At 72.0% G+C, this 16679-nt stretch carries 13 protein-coding genes; 5 read left to right on the top strand and 8 right to left on the bottom strand.

The window, feature by feature from the left end:
* Nucleotides 1–63 precede the first annotated feature (63 nt).
* The 4 genes from AB0D46_RS18100 to AB0D46_RS18115 all read right to left on the bottom strand — a co-directional run bounded on the left by AB0D46_RS18100 (nucleotide 64) and on the right by AB0D46_RS18115 (nucleotide 5743).
* Nucleotides 64–1524 (bottom strand): NCS2 family permease, encoded by a 1461-nt coding sequence (locus AB0D46_RS18100; RefSeq protein WP_362878461.1) that lies wholly within the window; start codon nucleotides 1522–1524, stop codon nucleotides 64–66.
* A 309-nt stretch (nucleotides 1525–1833) separates the two neighbouring features.
* Entirely contained in the window at nucleotides 1834–4239 is a 2406-nt protein-coding gene (locus tag AB0D46_RS18105; protein WP_362878463.1) for a molybdopterin cofactor-binding domain-containing protein, read from the bottom strand.
* 2 nt (nucleotides 4240–4241) lie between these two features.
* On the bottom strand, nucleotides 4242–4847 hold the full coding sequence (locus AB0D46_RS18110) for a (2Fe-2S)-binding protein (protein ID WP_362878465.1): 606 nt from the start codon (nucleotides 4845–4847) through the stop codon (nucleotides 4242–4244).
* A 2-nt stretch (nucleotides 4848–4849) separates the two neighbouring features.
* Complete coding sequence (locus AB0D46_RS18115) at nucleotides 4850–5743, bottom strand: xanthine dehydrogenase family protein subunit M (protein WP_362878467.1); 894 nt, start codon at nucleotides 5741–5743, stop codon at nucleotides 4850–4852.
* Nucleotides 5744–5996: 253 nt separating this feature from the next.
* Here AB0D46_RS18115 and AB0D46_RS18120 point away from each other — a divergent pair, with 253 nt between their 5' ends.
* On the top strand, nucleotides 5997–7676 hold the full coding sequence (locus AB0D46_RS18120; protein WP_362878469.1) for a PucR family transcriptional regulator ligand-binding domain-containing protein: 1680 nt from the start codon (nucleotides 5997–5999) through the stop codon (nucleotides 7674–7676).
* 212 nt (nucleotides 7677–7888) lie between these two features.
* Nucleotides 7889–8662 carry a hypothetical protein gene (locus AB0D46_RS18125; protein WP_362878471.1) on the top strand — a complete coding sequence of 258 codons (774 nt, stop codon included), beginning with the start codon at nucleotides 7889–7891 and terminating at the stop codon, nucleotides 8660–8662.
* A gap of 9 nt (nucleotides 8663–8671) precedes the next feature.
* On the opposite strand, the gene AB0D46_RS18130 is transcribed toward AB0D46_RS18125, so the two are convergent.
* Nucleotides 8672–9454 carry a GntR family transcriptional regulator gene (locus AB0D46_RS18130; RefSeq protein WP_362878473.1) on the bottom strand — a complete coding sequence of 261 codons (783 nt, stop codon included), beginning with the start codon at nucleotides 9452–9454 and terminating at the stop codon, nucleotides 8672–8674.
* Between the two features lie 184 nt (nucleotides 9455–9638).
* Between AB0D46_RS18130 and AB0D46_RS18135 the strand changes: the two genes are divergently transcribed.
* Nucleotides 9639–10514: a (2Fe-2S)-binding protein gene (locus AB0D46_RS18135; protein ID WP_362878475.1), complete on the top strand. Its 876-nt coding sequence runs from the start codon at nucleotides 9639–9641 to the stop codon at nucleotides 10512–10514.
* A gap of 192 nt (nucleotides 10515–10706) precedes the next feature.
* Nucleotides 10707–11765, top strand: a complete 1059-nt coding sequence (locus AB0D46_RS18140) for a DUF2637 domain-containing protein (protein ID WP_362878477.1) — start codon at nucleotides 10707–10709, stop codon at nucleotides 11763–11765.
* An 85-nt stretch (nucleotides 11766–11850) separates the two neighbouring features.
* On the opposite strand, the gene AB0D46_RS18145 is transcribed toward AB0D46_RS18140, so the two are convergent.
* The 3 genes from AB0D46_RS18145 to AB0D46_RS18155 all read right to left on the bottom strand — a co-directional run bounded on the left by AB0D46_RS18145 (nucleotide 11851) and on the right by AB0D46_RS18155 (nucleotide 15732).
* A complete protein-coding gene (locus AB0D46_RS18145; protein ID WP_362878507.1) occupies nucleotides 11851–12231 on the bottom strand; it encodes an ATP-binding protein in 381 nt (126 codons plus the stop codon).
* 174 nt (nucleotides 12232–12405) lie between these two features.
* Nucleotides 12406–14148: a pyruvate dehydrogenase gene (locus AB0D46_RS18150; protein ID WP_362878479.1), complete on the bottom strand. Its 1743-nt coding sequence runs from the start codon at nucleotides 14146–14148 to the stop codon at nucleotides 12406–12408.
* A gap of 66 nt (nucleotides 14149–14214) precedes the next feature.
* Nucleotides 14215–15732, bottom strand: a complete 1518-nt coding sequence (locus tag AB0D46_RS18155) for a protein phosphatase 2C domain-containing protein (protein ID WP_362878481.1) — start codon at nucleotides 15730–15732, stop codon at nucleotides 14215–14217.
* A gap of 91 nt (nucleotides 15733–15823) precedes the next feature.
* On the opposite strand from AB0D46_RS18155, the gene AB0D46_RS18160 reads away from it, so the two are divergent.
* Nucleotides 15824–16579, top strand: a complete 756-nt coding sequence (locus tag AB0D46_RS18160; RefSeq protein ID WP_362878482.1) for a hypothetical protein — start codon at nucleotides 15824–15826, stop codon at nucleotides 16577–16579.
* Nucleotides 16580–16679: the final 100 nt, after the last annotated feature.

Genomic DNA, 16679 nt, shown 5'->3' on the forward strand with positions numbered 1-16679 from the left:
GATCACGTGGAGGGTGCGGTACTTCGACCGCTCGGAGCTGCTCGGTCGGTGCCCCGACCCGGGTCAGTGGACCCCGAGCAGGCCCTCGATCGGGTTGAGGGCGAAGAACACCAGGAAGATGCCCGTCAGGACCCACATGAAGGCGCCGATCTCGCGGGCCTTGCCCTGCGCGACCTTGATGGCCACGTAGGAGATGACACCGGCCGCGACGCCGGCGGTGATCTGGTAGGTGAACGGCATGATCACGACGGTCAGGAAGACCGGGATCGCGGTCGCGCTGTCGGCCCAGTCCACGTGGCGGGCGTTCTGCATCATCATCGCGCCGATGACGACCAGGGCCGCGGAGGCGACCTCGCCCGGGACCACCTGGGTGATCGGGGTGAAGAAGAGGCAGGCCGCGAAGAAGAGGCCGGTGACGACGGAGGCGAGACCCGTACGGGCTCCCTCACCGACGCCGGTGGCGGACTCGACGAACACGGTCTGGCCGGAGCCGCCCGCGACACCACCGATGGCGCCACCGGCGCCGTCGATGAACAGGGCCTTCGACAGACCCGGCATGCGGCCCTTGTCGTCGGCCAGCTTGGCCTCGGTGCCGACGCCGATGATGGTGGCCATCGCGTCGAAGAAGCCGGCGAGCACCAGGGTGAAGACGATCATGCCGATCGTCATGACGCCGACGTCGCCCCAGCCACCGAACTCGACCTTGCCGAACAGCGAGAAGTCGGGCATCGAGATCGCGGAGCCCGCGAGCTCCGGCGGGCCGTTCCTCCAGGCCTTCGGGTCGATGTCGACGATGGCGCTGAGGATCGCGGCCAGGACGGTGCCGCCGACGATGCCGATCAGGATCGCGCCGGGGACCTTGCGGGCCTGGAGCATGAAGATGGCGAGCAGGGTGACGCAGAAGAGCAGGACGGGCCAGCCGGCGAGCTCACCGGCGGGGCCGAGGGTGAGCGGCCCGCCGACCTGGGAGCCGTGCACGAAGCCGGCCTTGACGAGACCGATGAGGGCCACGAAGAGACCGATGCCCATGGTGATCGCGTGCTTGAGCGCGAGGGGGATCGCGTTCATGATCATCTCTCGGAGGCCGGTGACGACCAGGAGACAGATCACGACGCCGTACATCACGCACATGCCCATGGCCTGCGGCCAGGTCATCTGCGGGGCCACCTGCGAGGCCAGCACGCCGGAGACGGAGAGTCCGGCGGCCAGTGCGAGCGGCACCTTGCCGACGAAGCCCATGAGGAGCGTGGTCAGGGCCGCCGCGAACGCGGTGGCGGTGATCAGCGCTGCCGGGGACATGGTGTTTCCGGCGACGTCCTTGCCGGAAAGGATCAGCGGGTTCAGCAGGAGGATGTACGCCATGGCCATGAAGGTCGTGATACCGCCACGAACCTCGTTGCCGACGTTGGATCCTCTGTGCGTTATGTGGAAATACCGGTCGAGCCAAGAACGCCCGGCGGGATTCAGAGAGCCGTCGCCGGCCTCTTCCGCGGTGGTCTTGGGCTCCACTGATGACTGGGTCATGGTGCCTGACTCCCAAGGTTCAAAGGGGCACCCGCATAAAGATTGGAGACGCGGGATTTGGGTTGGCTGCACGACCCGGGGTGACGGCCCGAGGCGACGCGAATGTTCACTGCGTGTACTGCGGGTAGTGCGGGGGTGACCGCTGGTACTACGTGGGGGTTTGTGCAGGGGTACTGCCAGGTGCGAGGACCGCGAGCGGAGCGGTACTTCGTGCTCCGGGCGGCGGGACCGAAAGTGTGACGTTCCCTGTCCCGCCGCCCGGAAATCCGGGGGTGGGTCCGGGGGCCGAGGCCCCCGGACCACGCCGTCCTAGAGGGTGCCGGTGAGGGCTTCCGGACGGATCGGCGTCTTGTTGATCTCCAGACCGGTCGCCGCCCGGATGGCCGCGATGACGGCCGGGGTGGACGAGAGGGTCGGGGCCTCGCCCATGCCGCGCAGGCCGTACGGGGCCTTCGGGTCGGCGAGCTCCAGGACGTCGACCGGGATGGTCGGGGTGTCGAGGATGGTCGGGATCAGGTAGTCCGTGAAGGAGGGGTTGCGCACCTTCGCGGTCTTCGGGTCCACGATGATCTCTTCCATGATCGCGACGCCCAAGCCCTGGGTGGTACCACCCTGGATCTGGCCGACCACGGAGAGCATGTTCAGCGCCTTGCCGACGTCCTGGGCGGTCGCCAGCTCGACGACCTTGACCAGGCCCAGCTCGGTGTCCACCTCGACGACCGCGCGGTGCGCGGCGAAGGTGTACTGGACGTGCCCGTTGCCCTGGCCGGTGACCAGGTCGAAGGGCTCGGTCGCCGCGTGACGGAACTCGAGTTCGAGGTCGATCGCGTCCTCGCCCTCCAGGATGTCGGCGATGTCCGCGAGGACCTCGCCGCCGTCGGTGACGACCTTTCCGCCTTCGAGGAGCAGTTCGGCCGTGGCCCACGCCGGGTGGTACGAGCCGTTCTTGCGGCGGCCGATCTCCAGCAGGGCCTCGCGGACCGCCTCACAGGTGTTCTTCACGGCGCCACCGGTCATGTACGTCTGCCGCGAGGCGGACGTGGAACCGGCGGAGCCGACCTGCGTGTCGGCCGGGTGGATCGTCACCTGCGTGACGCCCAGCTCGGTACGGGCGATCTGCGTGTGGACGGTGATGCCGCCCTGGCCGACCTCCGCCATGGCCGTGTGGACCATCGCGACGGGCTCGCCGTTCATGACCTCCAGGCGCACGCGGGCGGTGGAGTAGTCGTCGAAGCCCTCGGAGAAGCCGACGTTCTTGATGCCGACCGCGTAGCCGACGCCGCGGACGACGCCTTCGCCGTGGGTGGTGTTGGAGAGGCCGCCGGGCAGCGCGCGGACGTCCGCGCCCTCTCCGGCCGACTCCCACTGACGCTCGGGCGGCAGCGGGCGGGCCTTGACCCGGCGCAGCAGCTCGGCGACGGGCGCCGGGGCGTCCACGACCTGGCCGGTCGGCATGACCGTGCCCATCTCCATGGCGTTGAGCTGGCGGAACTCGACCGGGTCCATGCCCAGCTTCTGCGCGAGCTTGTCCATCTGGGCCTCGTAGGCGAAGCAGGCCTGGACGGCGCCGAAGCCGCGCATCGCGCCACACGGCGGGTTGTTCGTGTAGAGCGCGATCGCCTCGATGTCCACGTCCTCCAGGACGTACGGACCGACCGAGAGGGAGGAGGCGTTGCCCACGACCGCCGGGGAGGCGGACGCGTACGCGCCACCGTCCAGGACGATCTTGCACTTCATGTGCGTGAGCTTGCCGTCCTTGGTGGCGCCGTGCTCGTAGTAGAGCTTCGCCGGGTGGCGGTGCACGTGGCCGAAGAAGGACTCGAAGCGGTTGTAGACGATCTTGACCGGCTTGTTCGTGGCCAGGGCCAGGAGGCAGGCGTGGATCTGCATCGAGATGTCCTCGCGGCCACCGAAGGCCCCGCCGACGCCCGAGAGCGTCATGCGGACCTTCTCCGGCGGCAGGCCCAGGACCGGGGCGATCTGCTGGAGGTCCGAGTGCAGCCACTGGGTGGCGACGTACAGCTCGACGCCGCCGTCCTCGGACGGCACGGCCAGACCGGACTCCGGGCCGAGGAAGGCCTGGTCCTGCATGCCGAACGTGTACTCGCCCTCGACGATGACGTCGGCGCGCTTGCGGGCCTCTTCCACGTTGCCGCGGATGATCGGCTGGCGGTGCACGATGTTCGGGTGCGGGACGTGACCGATGTGGTGGTCGTCGCGGTTCTCGTGGATCAGCGGCGCGCCCTCGGCGAGGGCGGAGGCCTCGTCCGTGACGAGCGGCAGCTCACGGTAGTCGATCTTGATCTTGGCAGCCGCCCGGCGGGCGGTCTCCGGGTGGTCGGCGGCCACGAGGGCGACCGGCTCACCGTGGTGACGTACTCGGCCGTGGGCGAGAACCGGGGTGTCCTGGATCTCCAGGCCGTAGTTCTTCATCTCGGCCGGCAGGTCGTCGTACGTCAGCACCGAGTACACGCCGGGCATGGCGAGCGCCTCGGAGATGTCGATGGAGACGATCTCGGCGTGGGCGACGGTGCTGCGCAGCGTCTGGCCCCACAGCATGTCCTCGTGCCACATGTCCGAGGAGTACGCGAACTCGCCGGTGACCTTGAGGGTGCCGTCCGGACGGAGGATGGACTCGCCGATGCCGCCCTTGTTGTGCTTCTGGGTGACGTTCGTCGGCGTACCGGCGGGCACGGTGCGGGTGTTCTGAGCCATGGTCAGACCGCCTCTCCCTGACGGGCGGCCGCGAGGCGGACCGCGTCGAGGATCTTCTCGTAGCCCGTGCAGCGGCAGAGGTTGCCGGACAGGGCCTCACGGATGTCCTGGTCGGACGGGTCGGAGTTCTCCTCCAGCAGCGCGTCCGCCTGGACGAGCAGACCCGGGGTGCAGAAACCGCACTGGACGGCGCCGGCGTCGATGAACGCCTGCTGGATGTTGGAGAGTTCGAGGCCCTCACCGGTCTGCGAGTCACCGGGCTTGGCAGCCCAGCGCTTCGCCTCGTCGGTGGTCACGCCCTTGCTTCCGCAGCCGCCGCCGGTGCCGCAGGCACCACCGTGGCCGTGCTCCGCGCGCTGCTTGGCGAAGTCCGCCAGGCCCTCGACGGTCACGACGTCGCGACCCTCGACCTGACCGGCGGCCACCAGACAGGAACAGACCGGCACGCCGTCGAGACGGACGGTGCACGAACCGCACTCACCCTGCTCGCAGGCGTTCTTCGAGCCCGGCAGGCCCATGCGCTCGCGCAGGACGTAGAGGAGGGACTCGCCCTCCCACACGTCGTCGGCTTCCTGCTGACGACCGTTGACAGTGAAATTGACGCGCATGGTTACGCAGCCCCTTCGAGCGAGCGGCCGTTGGTGCCGCGGTACTGCTCCCACGTCCAGACGAGCTGGCGGCGAGCCATGATGCCGACCGCGTGGCGGCGGTACTTCGCCGTGCCGCGGACGTCGTCGATCGGGTTGGCCGCGCCGGAGGCGAGGTCACCGAACTGCTTGGCGATCGACGGGGTGATGACCTTGCCCGACTCCCAGAAACCGCCCTCTTCGAGGGCGGCGTTCAGGAACTCCTCGGCGGCCTTCGCCCGGATCGGGGTCGGCGCGGCCGACCCGATGCCGGTGCGGACCGTGCGGGAGTCGGGGTGCAGCGCCAGACCGAAGGCGCACACCGCGATGACCATCGCGTTGCGGGAGCCGACCTTCGAGTACTGCTGCGGACCGGCGGCGTTCTTGATGTGGACCGTCTTGATGAGCTCGTCGGGGGCCAGCGCGTTGCGCTTGACGCCCGTGTAGAACTCGTCGATCGGGATCATTCGCGCGCCGCGGACCGACTCGACCTCGACCTCCGCGCCTGCCGCGAGGAGGGCGGGGTGGGAGTCACCGGCCGGCGAGGCGCAACCGAGGTTGCCGCCGACACCGCCGCGGTTGCGGATCTGCGGGGACGCGACCGTGTGCGAGGCGAGCGCGAGACCCGGCAGCGTACCGCGCAGGTTTTCCATGATCTGGGTGTACGGGACGGAGGCGCCCAGCTTGGTGACCTCCTCGCCTACCTCCCACTCCCGCAGCAGACCGATGCGGTTGAGGTCGAGGAGGTACTCCGGACGGCGGTGGTCGAAATTGATCTCGACCATGATGTCGGTGCCACCCGCAATCGGCACAGCTGTGGGGTACTCGGCCTTAGCGGCGAGCGCCTCCTCCCAGCTGGCGGGGCGAAGGAAGTCCATGTGCGGCTCTCTTCTTCTTCATCGTGTCGTTCACTTCAAGCCAGGAGGCCGAAGGGCCCTCGACTGGTCGTTCACGTGCTGTTAATGCGGTGTGGAGTCAGTACACAAGCCACGCGTCCCTTGGGTGCAGTCACCGAAACCATGAAGGAGTTGGCTGGGGGCCTCCCTCGTCTTGTAGATTCGTATGAAAGGCAGGATGCGACGACCTGCCCGATTTCCAACGGCAACATCGAGACAGATCGGCGGCGACATCATGCGGCTGCGCGCACTGCTGGAAACCGAGGCGCTGGGGCTGCGGCTGCTGGGCGGCGAGGAAGAACTCGACCGGACGGTCCGCGGGGTCATGACGACCGACCTACGGGATCCCAGCCGGTACCTGTCAGGAGGAGAACTCGTCCTCACCGGCCTGGCATGGCGAAGAAATTCAGCCGATTCCGAGCCGTTCGTACGAATCCTCGCGAGCGCGGGCGTCGCGGGCCTCGCGGCGGGCGAGGCCGAGCTGGGCGACGTCCCCGACGACCTCGTGTCAGCCTGTCGGCGCAACCGGCTCCCGCTGTTCGCGGTGAACGAGGACGTTGCATTCGCCACCATCACCGAGTACGTGGTGCGGCAGGTCTCCGGGGAGCGCGCGGGTGATCTCGCGGCGGTCGTGGACCGCCACCGGCGGCTGATGACATCGGGCCCGGCGGGAGGGGGACCCGATGTGGTGCTGGATCTGCTCACCACGGACCTCGATCTGCGGGCCTGGGTGCTCTCGCCCACGGGCCGGCAGATCGCCGGCGCCGGCGAGCCGCTGGCTCCGGGCGTCTGCGCGACGCTGGCGAGCGAACACCTCGCGGCGGTCCGGACCGGCCGCAGGGGCCCGCACCGGATGTCCATCCAGGGTATTACCTACTCGCTGTTCCCGATCAGGGGACACGGCCGGGGCCCGGGTCCCGCCGCCCGTGACGTGCGCGAGAGCGTGCTGTCGGACTGGCTGCTGGCCGTCGAGGCGGACGCCGGCGACTGGCCCGCCGAGCGGCTGGATCTGCTCCAGGGCGTCACCCAGCTGATCGCGGTCGAGCGGGAACGCCGCGACGCGGCCCGTACGGTGCGCCGCCGACTGGCCCAGGAGGTGCTCGAACTGGTCCAGACGGGCGCCGCGCCCGCCGAGATCGCGGCCCGCCTGCGGGTGGCGGCCCCGGTGCTGCTGCCCGGACTGGGTGGCGCCCCGCACTGGCAGGTCGTGGTGGCGCGGGTGGACTGGGACGGCGGGGACATCCCCGGCGGGCCGGTGGCCCAGTCACTGCTGGAGGAGATCCTGGTCGACCCGTCGATCTCGGGCCCGGAGCCTTCCGACCGGATCGCGGTGGCCCATGCGGGTGACGAGGCCATCGCGCTCGTGCCGCTGCCCTCGCTGCCCGGTGAGCCCGGGGAGGAGAAGGGCGGCCCCGATTCCGCCCTGCACGCGGACGTGCTCCTGACCTCCGTACGGGAGCCCCTGGCGGCCGGTCTGGCCGACGACGGGCGGCTCACCCTCGGCGTCAGCGCCGCCGTGCACTCCGCCGAGGGGCTGCGCGGGGCACTGGAGGAGGCTCGGCACGCCCGCCGGGTCGCCGCCGCCCGCCCGGGCCGGGTCTGCGCCGCCGGGCACCACGAGCTGGCCTCGCACGTGCTGCTGCTGCCCTTCGTCCCCGACGACGTGCGCAGGGCCTTCACGGCCCGCCTGCTGGACCCGCTGCGGGACTACGACCGCCGACACCGGGCAGAGCTCATCCCGACCCTGGAGGCGTTCTTGGACTGCGACGGCTCCTGGACGCGCTGCGCGACCCGACTGCACCTCCACGTCAACACGTTGCGCTACCGGGTGGGGCGAATCGAGCAGCTGACGGCGCGGGACCTGTCCCGGTTGGAGGACAAGCTCGACTTCTTCCTCGCACTGCGGATGAGCTGACGCCCGCACGGCCGATGAGCTGAGGAAAGACCGCCCCGCCCCACCTCCCGGGGGCGGTGCGCGGGGACGACCGTACGGGCCGGGCCCCCTGACACCTCGTCCGGACTTTGTGAAAGAGTTCACCCGACCCCTTGGCCGATGCGACCGATCCGTGCTCTCATTTCGCCCCAGGGCTCAAAGACGTGCTGCTTGGTTGCTTCGGGGAGGGCAATGTGGCGGATACCGCCGTGTCCGGTGCGGGATCCACGGGGGGCGACGACCCCCTCCAGCGGGCGATATGGCGGCTGCGTTCGCGCGGCTGTTGGACCGACGCGGCTGCCCTTCTGACGCCCCACGCCCACCACGCGGGGGCTGCCGTGCAGCGCACCGCGCTCCTGGTGGAGCGGTGCCTGTTCACCGGCCAGGGGTGGGCCGAGGCGGAGGACGCGCTGCGGGTCGCGGAGGCCGTGGCCCACGACGACGACGAACGGGGCGCGGCCGCGTGCGAGCGGGGCCAGCTGGCCTACGCCGCGACCGTGCTCGGGGTCCGCGACCGGGCCGACGAGGCCCGTTCGGCGCTCGGCCGCTCCGCGGCCCTGCTGTCGCCGGGTTCCCGGACCCGGCCGCTGCTGGACTTCCGTCGGGGGCTGGTCGCCGAGCACCTGGCGGACTCCCCGCAGGCGGCCCTACCGGCGTACCGGCGGGCCCACGCCGGCGCGGTGGCCCACGGGGACACCCTGTTGCTGTCCTTCACCTGGCGGCACCTGGCCGCACTGGCGCTGCGGGACGGGGAGGTCGCCGAAGCCCGCAAGGGCTTCACGGAGTCCCTGCGGATCCGCGAGGAGCTGGGCTTCCTGGTCGGTACGGCCCCGGCGCTGGCGGCCCTGGCCGAGGCCGAGCCGGAGCCCGAGGCCGCCCGGCTGCGGGCGGAGGCCCGGCGCCTGTTCCACCTGCTGGGCGGCATCCCGACCTGGCTGGCGGACCAACTGCACCCCTCGCCGGCGTAGCCCGTCGGGTCAGTGGGCGCCCGCGAAGTGCTCCCGTACGAGTGACTCCACCACCGTGAGGTCGCCCGCGATCAGGGCCTCCAGGAGTGCCGAATGCTCGGCCGCGTCGGCGACCAGGTCGGCGCGGCGCACCCGCGGGGCTCCGGGCAGGGGCCACTGGGCGCGCCGGTGGAGTTCCTCGGTGAGCCGGACGAGTTCGGCGTTGTCCGCGAGGGTCAGCACGGCCCGGTGGAAGGCCCGGTCGGCGGCCGCGTAGCCGGGCAGGTCGCCGGCGGCGGCCGCCTCGGCGGTGGCGTGGGCGGCGGAGCGCAGGGACTCCCAGGTCCCGACCGGGACGGTGCGGGCGAGGCGGAGCATCACGGGAACCTCCAGCAGGGCCCTTACCTCGGCCAGCTCCGCCAGCGCGCGGGGGGTGCGGCTCAGGACCCGGAACCCCCGGTTGGGCAGGCATTCCACCGCGCCTTCCAGCGCGAGTTGCTGCATCGCCTCCCGTACGGGGGTCGCGGAGACCCCGAACCGCTCGCCGAGGGCCGGGCCGGAGTAGATCTCCCCCGGCGCGAGCTCGCCGTCCACGAGGGCGGCCCGCAGGGCCTCCAGCACCTGCGCGCGCACCGAATGGCGCAGCACCTTGGGGGCGATCCGCACCGGGTCCGGGCGGTCGGCCGACTGCGCCGGCTGCTGCTGCTGCTGCTCCGGCTGCGCGCTGCCGTCCGCCTCCGCCTCCGCCGGTTGGGCGTTCTGTGCGGGAATCAGCGGGTTCGTCGGTACCGCGGGGCGGTCCGCTGCGTGCATTCGGTCCTCCTCCGGGTCTCGACCGGATCCGAGAATAAGCCAAGGTCGGCGGGGTGGAGCGGGCCGGGCGCGCCGATTCCGTCGAGGTCGCCGTAATTCGTGGCGGGCCGGCTGGACACACCCCACGAAAGGTCGAGTAAGGTAAGGCTAACCTTCTAACGATCGCGTGAATCGGTGGTCCGTCATGACCGGCTTGGCTGTTGACGTCCTGCTCCCGACCGCACCCGCCGCGGACGGCTCTCCGATGGCGGACGCGTACCGGCGACTGACGGCGGCCCACCCCGGGCTGGCGATCACGGAGCACGGCGCGCACGAACCCCTCCCCAGCGGTGTGGGATGGGTCGGCGCGGACGAGCTCGCGGCGGGCGGGGAGGCGGTCGACGCCTTCCTCGCCTGGGATCACGCCCAGGTCCTGCGCGACTACGGCACCCCGGGGCGACCCGATGTGGTGGCCGGGTTCGGGCTGCACCGGTACGCCTGGCCCGCCGTCCTGTTGATCACGATCCCCTGGTTCCTGGACCGTCGGGTACCCCGGCTGCCGGTGTCCGAGGTGGCGTACCACCGGACCCGCGGACAGATGTCCGTACGGGTCGAAACCTTCGCGTGCCTGCCGGACGATCCGGCGGCCGCCCTCCCCGGGGCCCGTGTCGTGCCCGACGAGGAGTCACTGCGGAGCGAGGTGCGGGCAGCGGTGTCCCAACACCTCACCCCGCTGCTGGAAGGTTTCGGCCCGCGGACCCGGCGCGGCCGGCGGGCCCTGTGGGCGATGGCGACCGACGACCTCGTCGAGGGCCTGTGGTACCTCGGGCAGCTGTTCGGCGAGGAGGAGCGGGCCGTGCGGGAGCTGGAGCTGCTGCTGCCCGGCTCGACCGCCCCGTACACGGGCGGCGCGGGGTTCCGCACGCTGCGCGGCCCCGAAGGACAGGAGCTGACGACCCGCGACCGGGCGGGCTGCTGCTTCTTCTACACGATCCGACCGGAGGACACCTGTACGACCTGTCCGCGCACCTGTGACGCGGACCGCGTCACCCGACTGGTGGCGGACGCCGCCACCGACTGAACCCACTCGCAGGGATGAAGTGCATTCGAACTCAACCCCGTTGACACGAGCGCCAGTTCGAGCCACAACGCCCTATCCGACGGGCCGCGCCCCCCGATGGCGTCCACTTGCCCCGAAAACCGCGTGCACCCCGGACCGGCTGCGCCACTATGGCGCCCGGAACGCCGCATACGCGAGGCAAGGGACATCCGCATGAGACTGACCGACATATCGCTGGACTGGCTGCTGCCCGGCAGCCTGTTGATCCTGGGCGTACTTGCGGCAGTGGCGGTACTGGCCCGGGGCAAGCGGGAGAGCGAGAAGGCCGCGGCCGAGGACAGTTGGGAACGCAGCGAGGAACGCAGACGGCGCAAGGAAGCCGTCTACGGGACCGCCTCGTACGTCCTGCTCTTCTGCTGCGCGGCGGTCGCCGCCGCGCTCTCCTTCCACGGGCTCGTCGGTTTCGGCCGGCAGAACCTGAACCTGTCCGGAGGCTGGGAGTACCTGGTCCCCTTCGGCCTCGACGGCGCCGCGATGTTCTGTTCGGTGCTGGCCGTTCGCGAGGCCAGTCACGGCGACGCGGCCCTCGGGTCCCGCATGCTGGTCTGGCTGTTCGCGGGCGCGGCCGCCTGGTTCAACTGGGTGCACGCGCCCCGCGGCCTCGGACACGACGGCGCCCCGCAGTTCTTCGCCGGGATGTCACTGTCGGCGGCCGTGCTCTTCGACCGCGCCCTCAAGCAGACGCGCCGGGCGGCGCTGCGCGAACAGGGCCTGATCCCGAGGCCGTTGCCGCAGATCCGGATGGTCCGCTGGCTGCGGGCCCCCCGCGAGACCTTCGGCGCCTGGTCGCTCATGCTGCTGGAGGGGGTCCGCACCCTCGACGAGGCCGTGGACGAGGTGCGCGAGGACAAGAAGGAGAAGGAACAGGACCGACACCGCAGGCGGGAGCAACACCGCCTGGACCGGGCCCACATCAAGGCCCTCGGCCGACAGAACCGGGCGTTCGGCAGGGCGCGGGCCCGACAGGTCGACATGCCGGGGTTGAACCCCGGAACGGGCTCCGCGCCGGTCGGCGCGGAGCCGGCCATATCGGAAGCGGGACAGCTGCCCCTGCGTCGCCGGCCCTCCCTGCAGGCCGTGGGCGGAACCGAACCCCTTGATCCGTCCGGCGCCCGGACGGTCGACCTGACGGCCGAGGACGACACCCAGACGATTCCCCGGCTCGACTCACTGGAGCGCAAACTGAAGGACCTGGAACAGCAGTTCGGCTGATCCGAACCGTGCGCACGAAACGTGGGGCGGCCGCTCCGGGGATCCCCCGGGGCAGCCGCCCCACCGTCATGTCGGGCCGTCGCCGCTATCCGGCGCGGAGTTCGAACCAGACGACCTTGCCGCGCCCCAGTGCGAGCGGGTCCACGCCCCAGGCGTCCGCGAGCGCCTGGACCAGCGCCAGCCCCCGGCCGTGCGTACCGTCGTCGGCGGACGGTGCGTACGGGCGGGGGCGGCGGGCCGTGTAGTCGCGGACCTCGACCCGCAGCGTGGCGGCGGCCAGACTCGCGGACACCTCCGCGCCGTGCTCGGTGTGGACCAGTGCGTTCGTGACGAGTTCCGTGATCAGCAGTTCCGCGACGTCGGCCGCCTCGGCCCGGCACCGGTGGCGCAGCAGGTCCCGCAGCGCCCGTCGGATCTCGCCGATGGCCTTCAGGTCGGCCCGGTCCACGCTCCGCCTGATCCGCACCCCGTCGGCCGCGCCGCCCCCGTCGGACGGTTCGCGCGGCACCGGCCGGCCCTTCTTCCACAGCTTTCCGGTATTCGCCCCCACCCGCACGGCGATGTACCTCCCCCGTATGCGCACTGCTCGAACTGGCCTACGGAATGCATGCCCCCCGGGGCAATTCGCACTCCTGCGGCCTCAAGGGCGCGGTACGTTGCGCAGGTTGGATCGAGCCATCTGGATCATCCGGCCCACCCCGCCGTCCAGCACGATCTTGCCGGCGGACAGGGCGAATCCGGTCACCATCTCGGCGCTGATCCTCGGCGGAATCGACAGGGCGTTGGGGTCGGTCACCACGTCCACGAGAGCAGGGCCCTTGTGTCGAAAAGCATCCTTCAGAGCCGCCGTGAGCTGCTTGGGCTTCTCGACGCGGACCCCGTAGGCGCCCGCCGCGCGGGCGATCGCGGCGAAGTCCGGGTTCTGGTTCGTGGTCCCGTACGAAGGCAGGCCGGAAACCAACATCTCCAACTCGACCATTCCGAGGGATGAGTTGTTGAAGAGGACCACTTTGACGGGCAGGTCGTACTGCACCAGGGTGAGGAAATCTCCCATCAGCATCGAGAAGCCACCGTCGCCGGAGATCGAGACCACTTGACGGCTCCGGTCGGTGAACTGCGCCCCGATCGCCTGGGGTAGGGCATTGGCCATGGAGCCGTGGCTGAAGGAGCCGATGATGCGCCGCTTTCCGTTCGGGGAAAGATAGCGCGCCGCCCATACGTTGCACATGCCGGTGTCCACGGTGAACACCGCATTGTCATCCGCGAGTTCATCCAGAACCGACGCCACGTACTCGGGATGGATCGGTGTGTGCTTCTCCACCTTGCGCGTATAGGCCTTCACCACCCCCTCCAGGGCGTCCGCGTGTTTCTTCAGCATCCGGTCCAGGAAGCGGCGGTCCGTCTTGGCCCTGACCCGGGTGTTCAGCGCGCGCAGGGTCTCCCGTACGTCTCCCCAGACCGCGAGTTCCAACTGGGACCGACGGCCCAGGTGTTCGGGGCGGATGTCCACCTGGACGATCTTCACGTCGTCGGGGAGGAAGGCGTTGTACGGGAAGTCCGTGCCGAGCAGGATCAACAGGTCGCACTCGTGCGTGGCCTCGTACGCGGCGCCGTAGCCGAGCAGCCCGCTCATGCCGACGTCGTACGGGTTGTCGTACTGGATCCACTCCTTGCCGCGCAGGGCGTGGCCGATCGGGGCCTTGACCCGGCCCGCGAACTCCATCACCTCGGCGTGCGCGCCGGCGGTGCCGCTGCCGCAGAACAGGGTGACCCGGTCGGCCTCGTCGACGAGCCGGACCAGCTTCTCGATCTCCCCGTCACCGGGCCGCACGGTGGGCCGCGCGGTCACCAGCGCGTGTTCCACCGCCTTCTCCGGCGCGGGCTGCGAGGCGATGTCACCGGGCAGCGCGACGACGCTGACGCCGCTGCGGCCGACGGCGTGCTGCACGGCCGTCTGGAGCAGCCGGGGCATCTGCTGCGGGTTGCAGATCAGCTCGCTGTAGTGGCTGCACTCGCGGAAGAGCTGGTCGGGGTGGGTCTCCTGGAAGTAGCCGAGGCCGATCTCGCCGGAGGGGATGTGCGAGGCGAGCGCGAGGACGGGGGCCATGGAACGCTGGGCGTCGTACAGCCCGTTGATCAGGTGCAGGTTGCCGGGACCGCAGGAACCGGCGCAGGCGGCGAGCCTGCCCGTGATCTGTGCCTCGGCGCCCGCCGCGAAGGCGGCCGTCTCCTCGTGCCGGACCTGGATCCACTCGATGTCACCGGTCCGGCGGATGGCGTCCACGACGGGGTTGAGGCTGTCGCCGACGACTCCGTACATCCGCTGAACGCCCGCGCGCACGAGGATGTCCACGAACTGCTCCGCCACGTTCTGCTTGGCCATGGAGGGGGCGCCCTTTCCGGTTCGGCACTGCCGGGTGCGCCTCCCATCCACGCACGTTCCGTGCCGTTACGCCTCCCAGACCGCGGCGGCCGTCCGGTCGTCGGCGTACCCCTTGAGGCGGAGCTGGGTGTCGGCGAGGAACGCGGCGAGGCCGGGCGGCTCGCCCTGCGACCAGCGGGCCGCGAGTTCCGCCGGGAGCACGGCCTCCTCCCGCATGGGCTCGGCGAGGCCGCCGGAGCACAGCAGGAGCGTGTCACCGGGGCGGGCCACGGAGGCCCGGAACCGGAAGCCGCCGGCGCCGGTGCCCGTGCCGGGTTCGGCGGGCGGTGCGGGGTCGGGTTCCAGGTCCTGCCACGCGCCCGCCCTCAGGCGGAAGACCCCGCCCGGGCCGGCGCCGAAGCACACCCGGTTGGCGCACCGGGGGTCCAGGGGCAGCAGGAGGCCGCGCAGCCCGGCCGTGCAGGCGTCCTCGGGGAGCCCGAGCTCGGCGGCGCGGGCGCGCAGCCGTCCGTAGCCCCGGTCGGTGAGCCGTTGCAGCCCCGAGCGCAGGGCCTCGCGCCGGCCCGCCCGGATGTCGTCGGCCAGCCGCTCGCGGCTGCGCCCGACGGCGGCGGCGACCGTGTGGCACAGATCGGCCGCCGCCTCCCTGGCCCCGGGGGCCGCCCGGTCCCCGCCGGCCAGGACCACCAGCACCAGGGCGTCCTCGCCGCTGCCGAAGCGGGCGGTCAGCAGAGCGTCCCGGCGCGCCTCGCCCCGGTAGCGGGCGGAGTCCCCGCGCAGCGAGGCGGCGCGCAGCGTGTAGGTCCCGTATCGGGCCCCCTCCAGCACCGTGTCGGGGGTCAGGTCGTCCAACGCCGCCGGGTCGGCCGCGGGCAGCGCGCCCGGTTCGGCGGCGTAGGTCGGAGCCCGGTCCCCCAGGTGGCTGACGGTGGGCCGATCGGGGTGCGCGGCGGCCCGGCCGGGGCCGGTGGGGCCGACCGTCGTCGAAGCGGGGCCCGGCGCGGGCGGCCCGGCGGCCGGAGCTGCCGCGCCCGCGCCCGGTTCCCCCGGGAGCCCGGGCCCGGTGGGCCGCGCGGGCAGCGCCTGCGGCAACCCGTCGCGGACCTCCCGTACGGACGGATCCGGCGGGTACCCGGGTACGACGGAACCGACGGGCGGCACCTGCGGATGCGCCGGACCGGCGGAACCGGCGGGCGGCACCTGCGGATGCGCCGGACCGGCGGAAGCGGAGGGCGCGCCGCGCGGATGCGCCGAACCGGCGGAGCCGGCGGGCGGTACCTGCGGATGTGCCGGACCGGCGGAACCGGAGGGCGGTACCTGCGGGTGCGCCGGACCGGCGGAACCGGAGGGCGGTACCTGCGGGTGCGCCGGACCGGTGGAAGCGGAGGGCGGTACCTGCGGGTCCGGTTCGGGCTCGGCTCCGGGGCCCCGTGGTGCTCCCGAGCCGGGTACCGGGCTGCCCGGGGCAGGGCCGCCGGGCGGCGCGGGCGGTTCGGTGGGGCGGGCCGGCTCGTACGGGGCGGGGGGCTCGGTCGGCTCCGGCGGCACGGTCACGTCCCCCTGTGCGTACCCCGTCTCCCCCATCAGGCGGGGGTCGCGCGGGGGCGCGGGCTGCGGCTCCGAGGAGCCTTGCCGGGGGCCGGGAACCAGCGGCTCCGCCGCCAGGGAACCCGACGTGGTCGGGGCCGCTCCGGTCGGCGCCTGCACCGACGGGGACCGGCCCGAGGGGGCTTCGGGAGACCTCTCCTGCCCCGCCGAGTCCTTCGACAACGGGATCGGCGCGGGCGGTACCGGAGCCCGCGACCCGGAAACCTGCCCGGACGCGCCCTGCGGCGACCCGTCCTCCCGCGACAGCGGACCCGGTGCCGAAGGCGCCTGCGACGGTACGGGCGGCGCGGGAGCCCACCCGGACCACCCCGTCGGCGAGACGGGAGCCGGCTGCGGCGGGATCGGCGCCGAAGGCGCCGGCGATCCGGAGGCGGGCGCCGGGGGCCCGTCCAGCGACCGCTCCCCCGGCAGCGGAACGACCCCCGAGGTACCCGGCGTCGACGAAGACCGCGGCACGGGCCCTTGGGTCGCCGAGGCCGGTGACACCGAAGGCGGAGCCGCCGGCAGCGGCGGCACCTCCGGCACGGGCGGCGCCGACAACGGACCCGACGGGGGCTGCGGCGGCGACCCACCTCCCCGCGCGGGCGCCTCCGGAGGCAGCGGGAGCCGCGGCGGCACCCCACCCGCCGGCGACACCGAGCCGTCACCCCGCGAAGGGGCCGCGCCCCGCCCCGCAGTCGCCGGCGGGTCCGTCGTCGGTGTCGGCGGACGGGGCGGGGGTGGGGTCGGTGGCGGGTCGGTCACCAGGTGGGACGCCGAGTCGAATCGGTGGTCCAGGGTGTCCCCCGGATCAGGTTCGGGCTCCGTTTCCGGATCGTCGTAGAGCTTCTGCCACCAGTCCTCCGCGCCCTGCTGACTCATGCCCCCATTCTCGGCCCACCCGGGCGGCGGAAAACCCCGAACGCGCGAAAAGGGTCCACCGG

Origin of the sequence: Streptomyces sp. NPDC048383, from assembly GCF_040651775.1 — a bacterium.
Lineage (GTDB): Bacteria > Actinomycetota > Actinomycetes > Streptomycetales > Streptomycetaceae > Streptomyces.

Excerpts from the sequence above, each read along its gene's own strand:
- AB0D46_RS18100 (WP_362878461.1), bottom strand. The coding sequence starts at position 1,524 with ATGACCCAGTCATCAGTGGAGCCCAAGACCACCGCGGAAGAGGCCGGC.
- AB0D46_RS18105 (WP_362878463.1), bottom strand. The coding sequence starts at position 4,239 with ATGGCTCAGAACACCCGCACCGTGCCCGCCGGTACGCCGACGAACGTC.
- AB0D46_RS18110 (WP_362878465.1), bottom strand. The coding sequence starts at position 4,847 with ATGCGCGTCAATTTCACTGTCAACGGTCGTCAGCAGGAAGCCGACGAC.
- AB0D46_RS18115 (WP_362878467.1), bottom strand. The coding sequence starts at position 5,743 with ATGGACTTCCTTCGCCCCGCCAGCTGGGAGGAGGCGCTCGCCGCTAAG.
- AB0D46_RS18120 (WP_362878469.1), top strand. The coding sequence starts at position 5,997 with ATGCGGCTGCGCGCACTGCTGGAAACCGAGGCGCTGGGGCTGCGGCTG.
- AB0D46_RS18130 (WP_362878473.1), bottom strand. The coding sequence starts at position 9,454 with ATGCACGCAGCGGACCGCCCCGCGGTACCGACGAACCCGCTGATTCCC.
- AB0D46_RS18135 (WP_362878475.1), top strand. The coding sequence starts at position 9,639 with ATGACCGGCTTGGCTGTTGACGTCCTGCTCCCGACCGCACCCGCCGCG.
- AB0D46_RS18140 (WP_362878477.1), top strand. The coding sequence starts at position 10,707 with ATGAGACTGACCGACATATCGCTGGACTGGCTGCTGCCCGGCAGCCTG.
- AB0D46_RS18150 (WP_362878479.1), bottom strand. The coding sequence starts at position 14,148 with ATGGCCAAGCAGAACGTGGCGGAGCAGTTCGTGGACATCCTCGTGCGC.
- AB0D46_RS18155 (WP_362878481.1), bottom strand. The coding sequence starts at position 15,732 with ATGGGGGAGACGGGGTACGCACAGGGGGACGTGACCGTGCCGCCGGAG.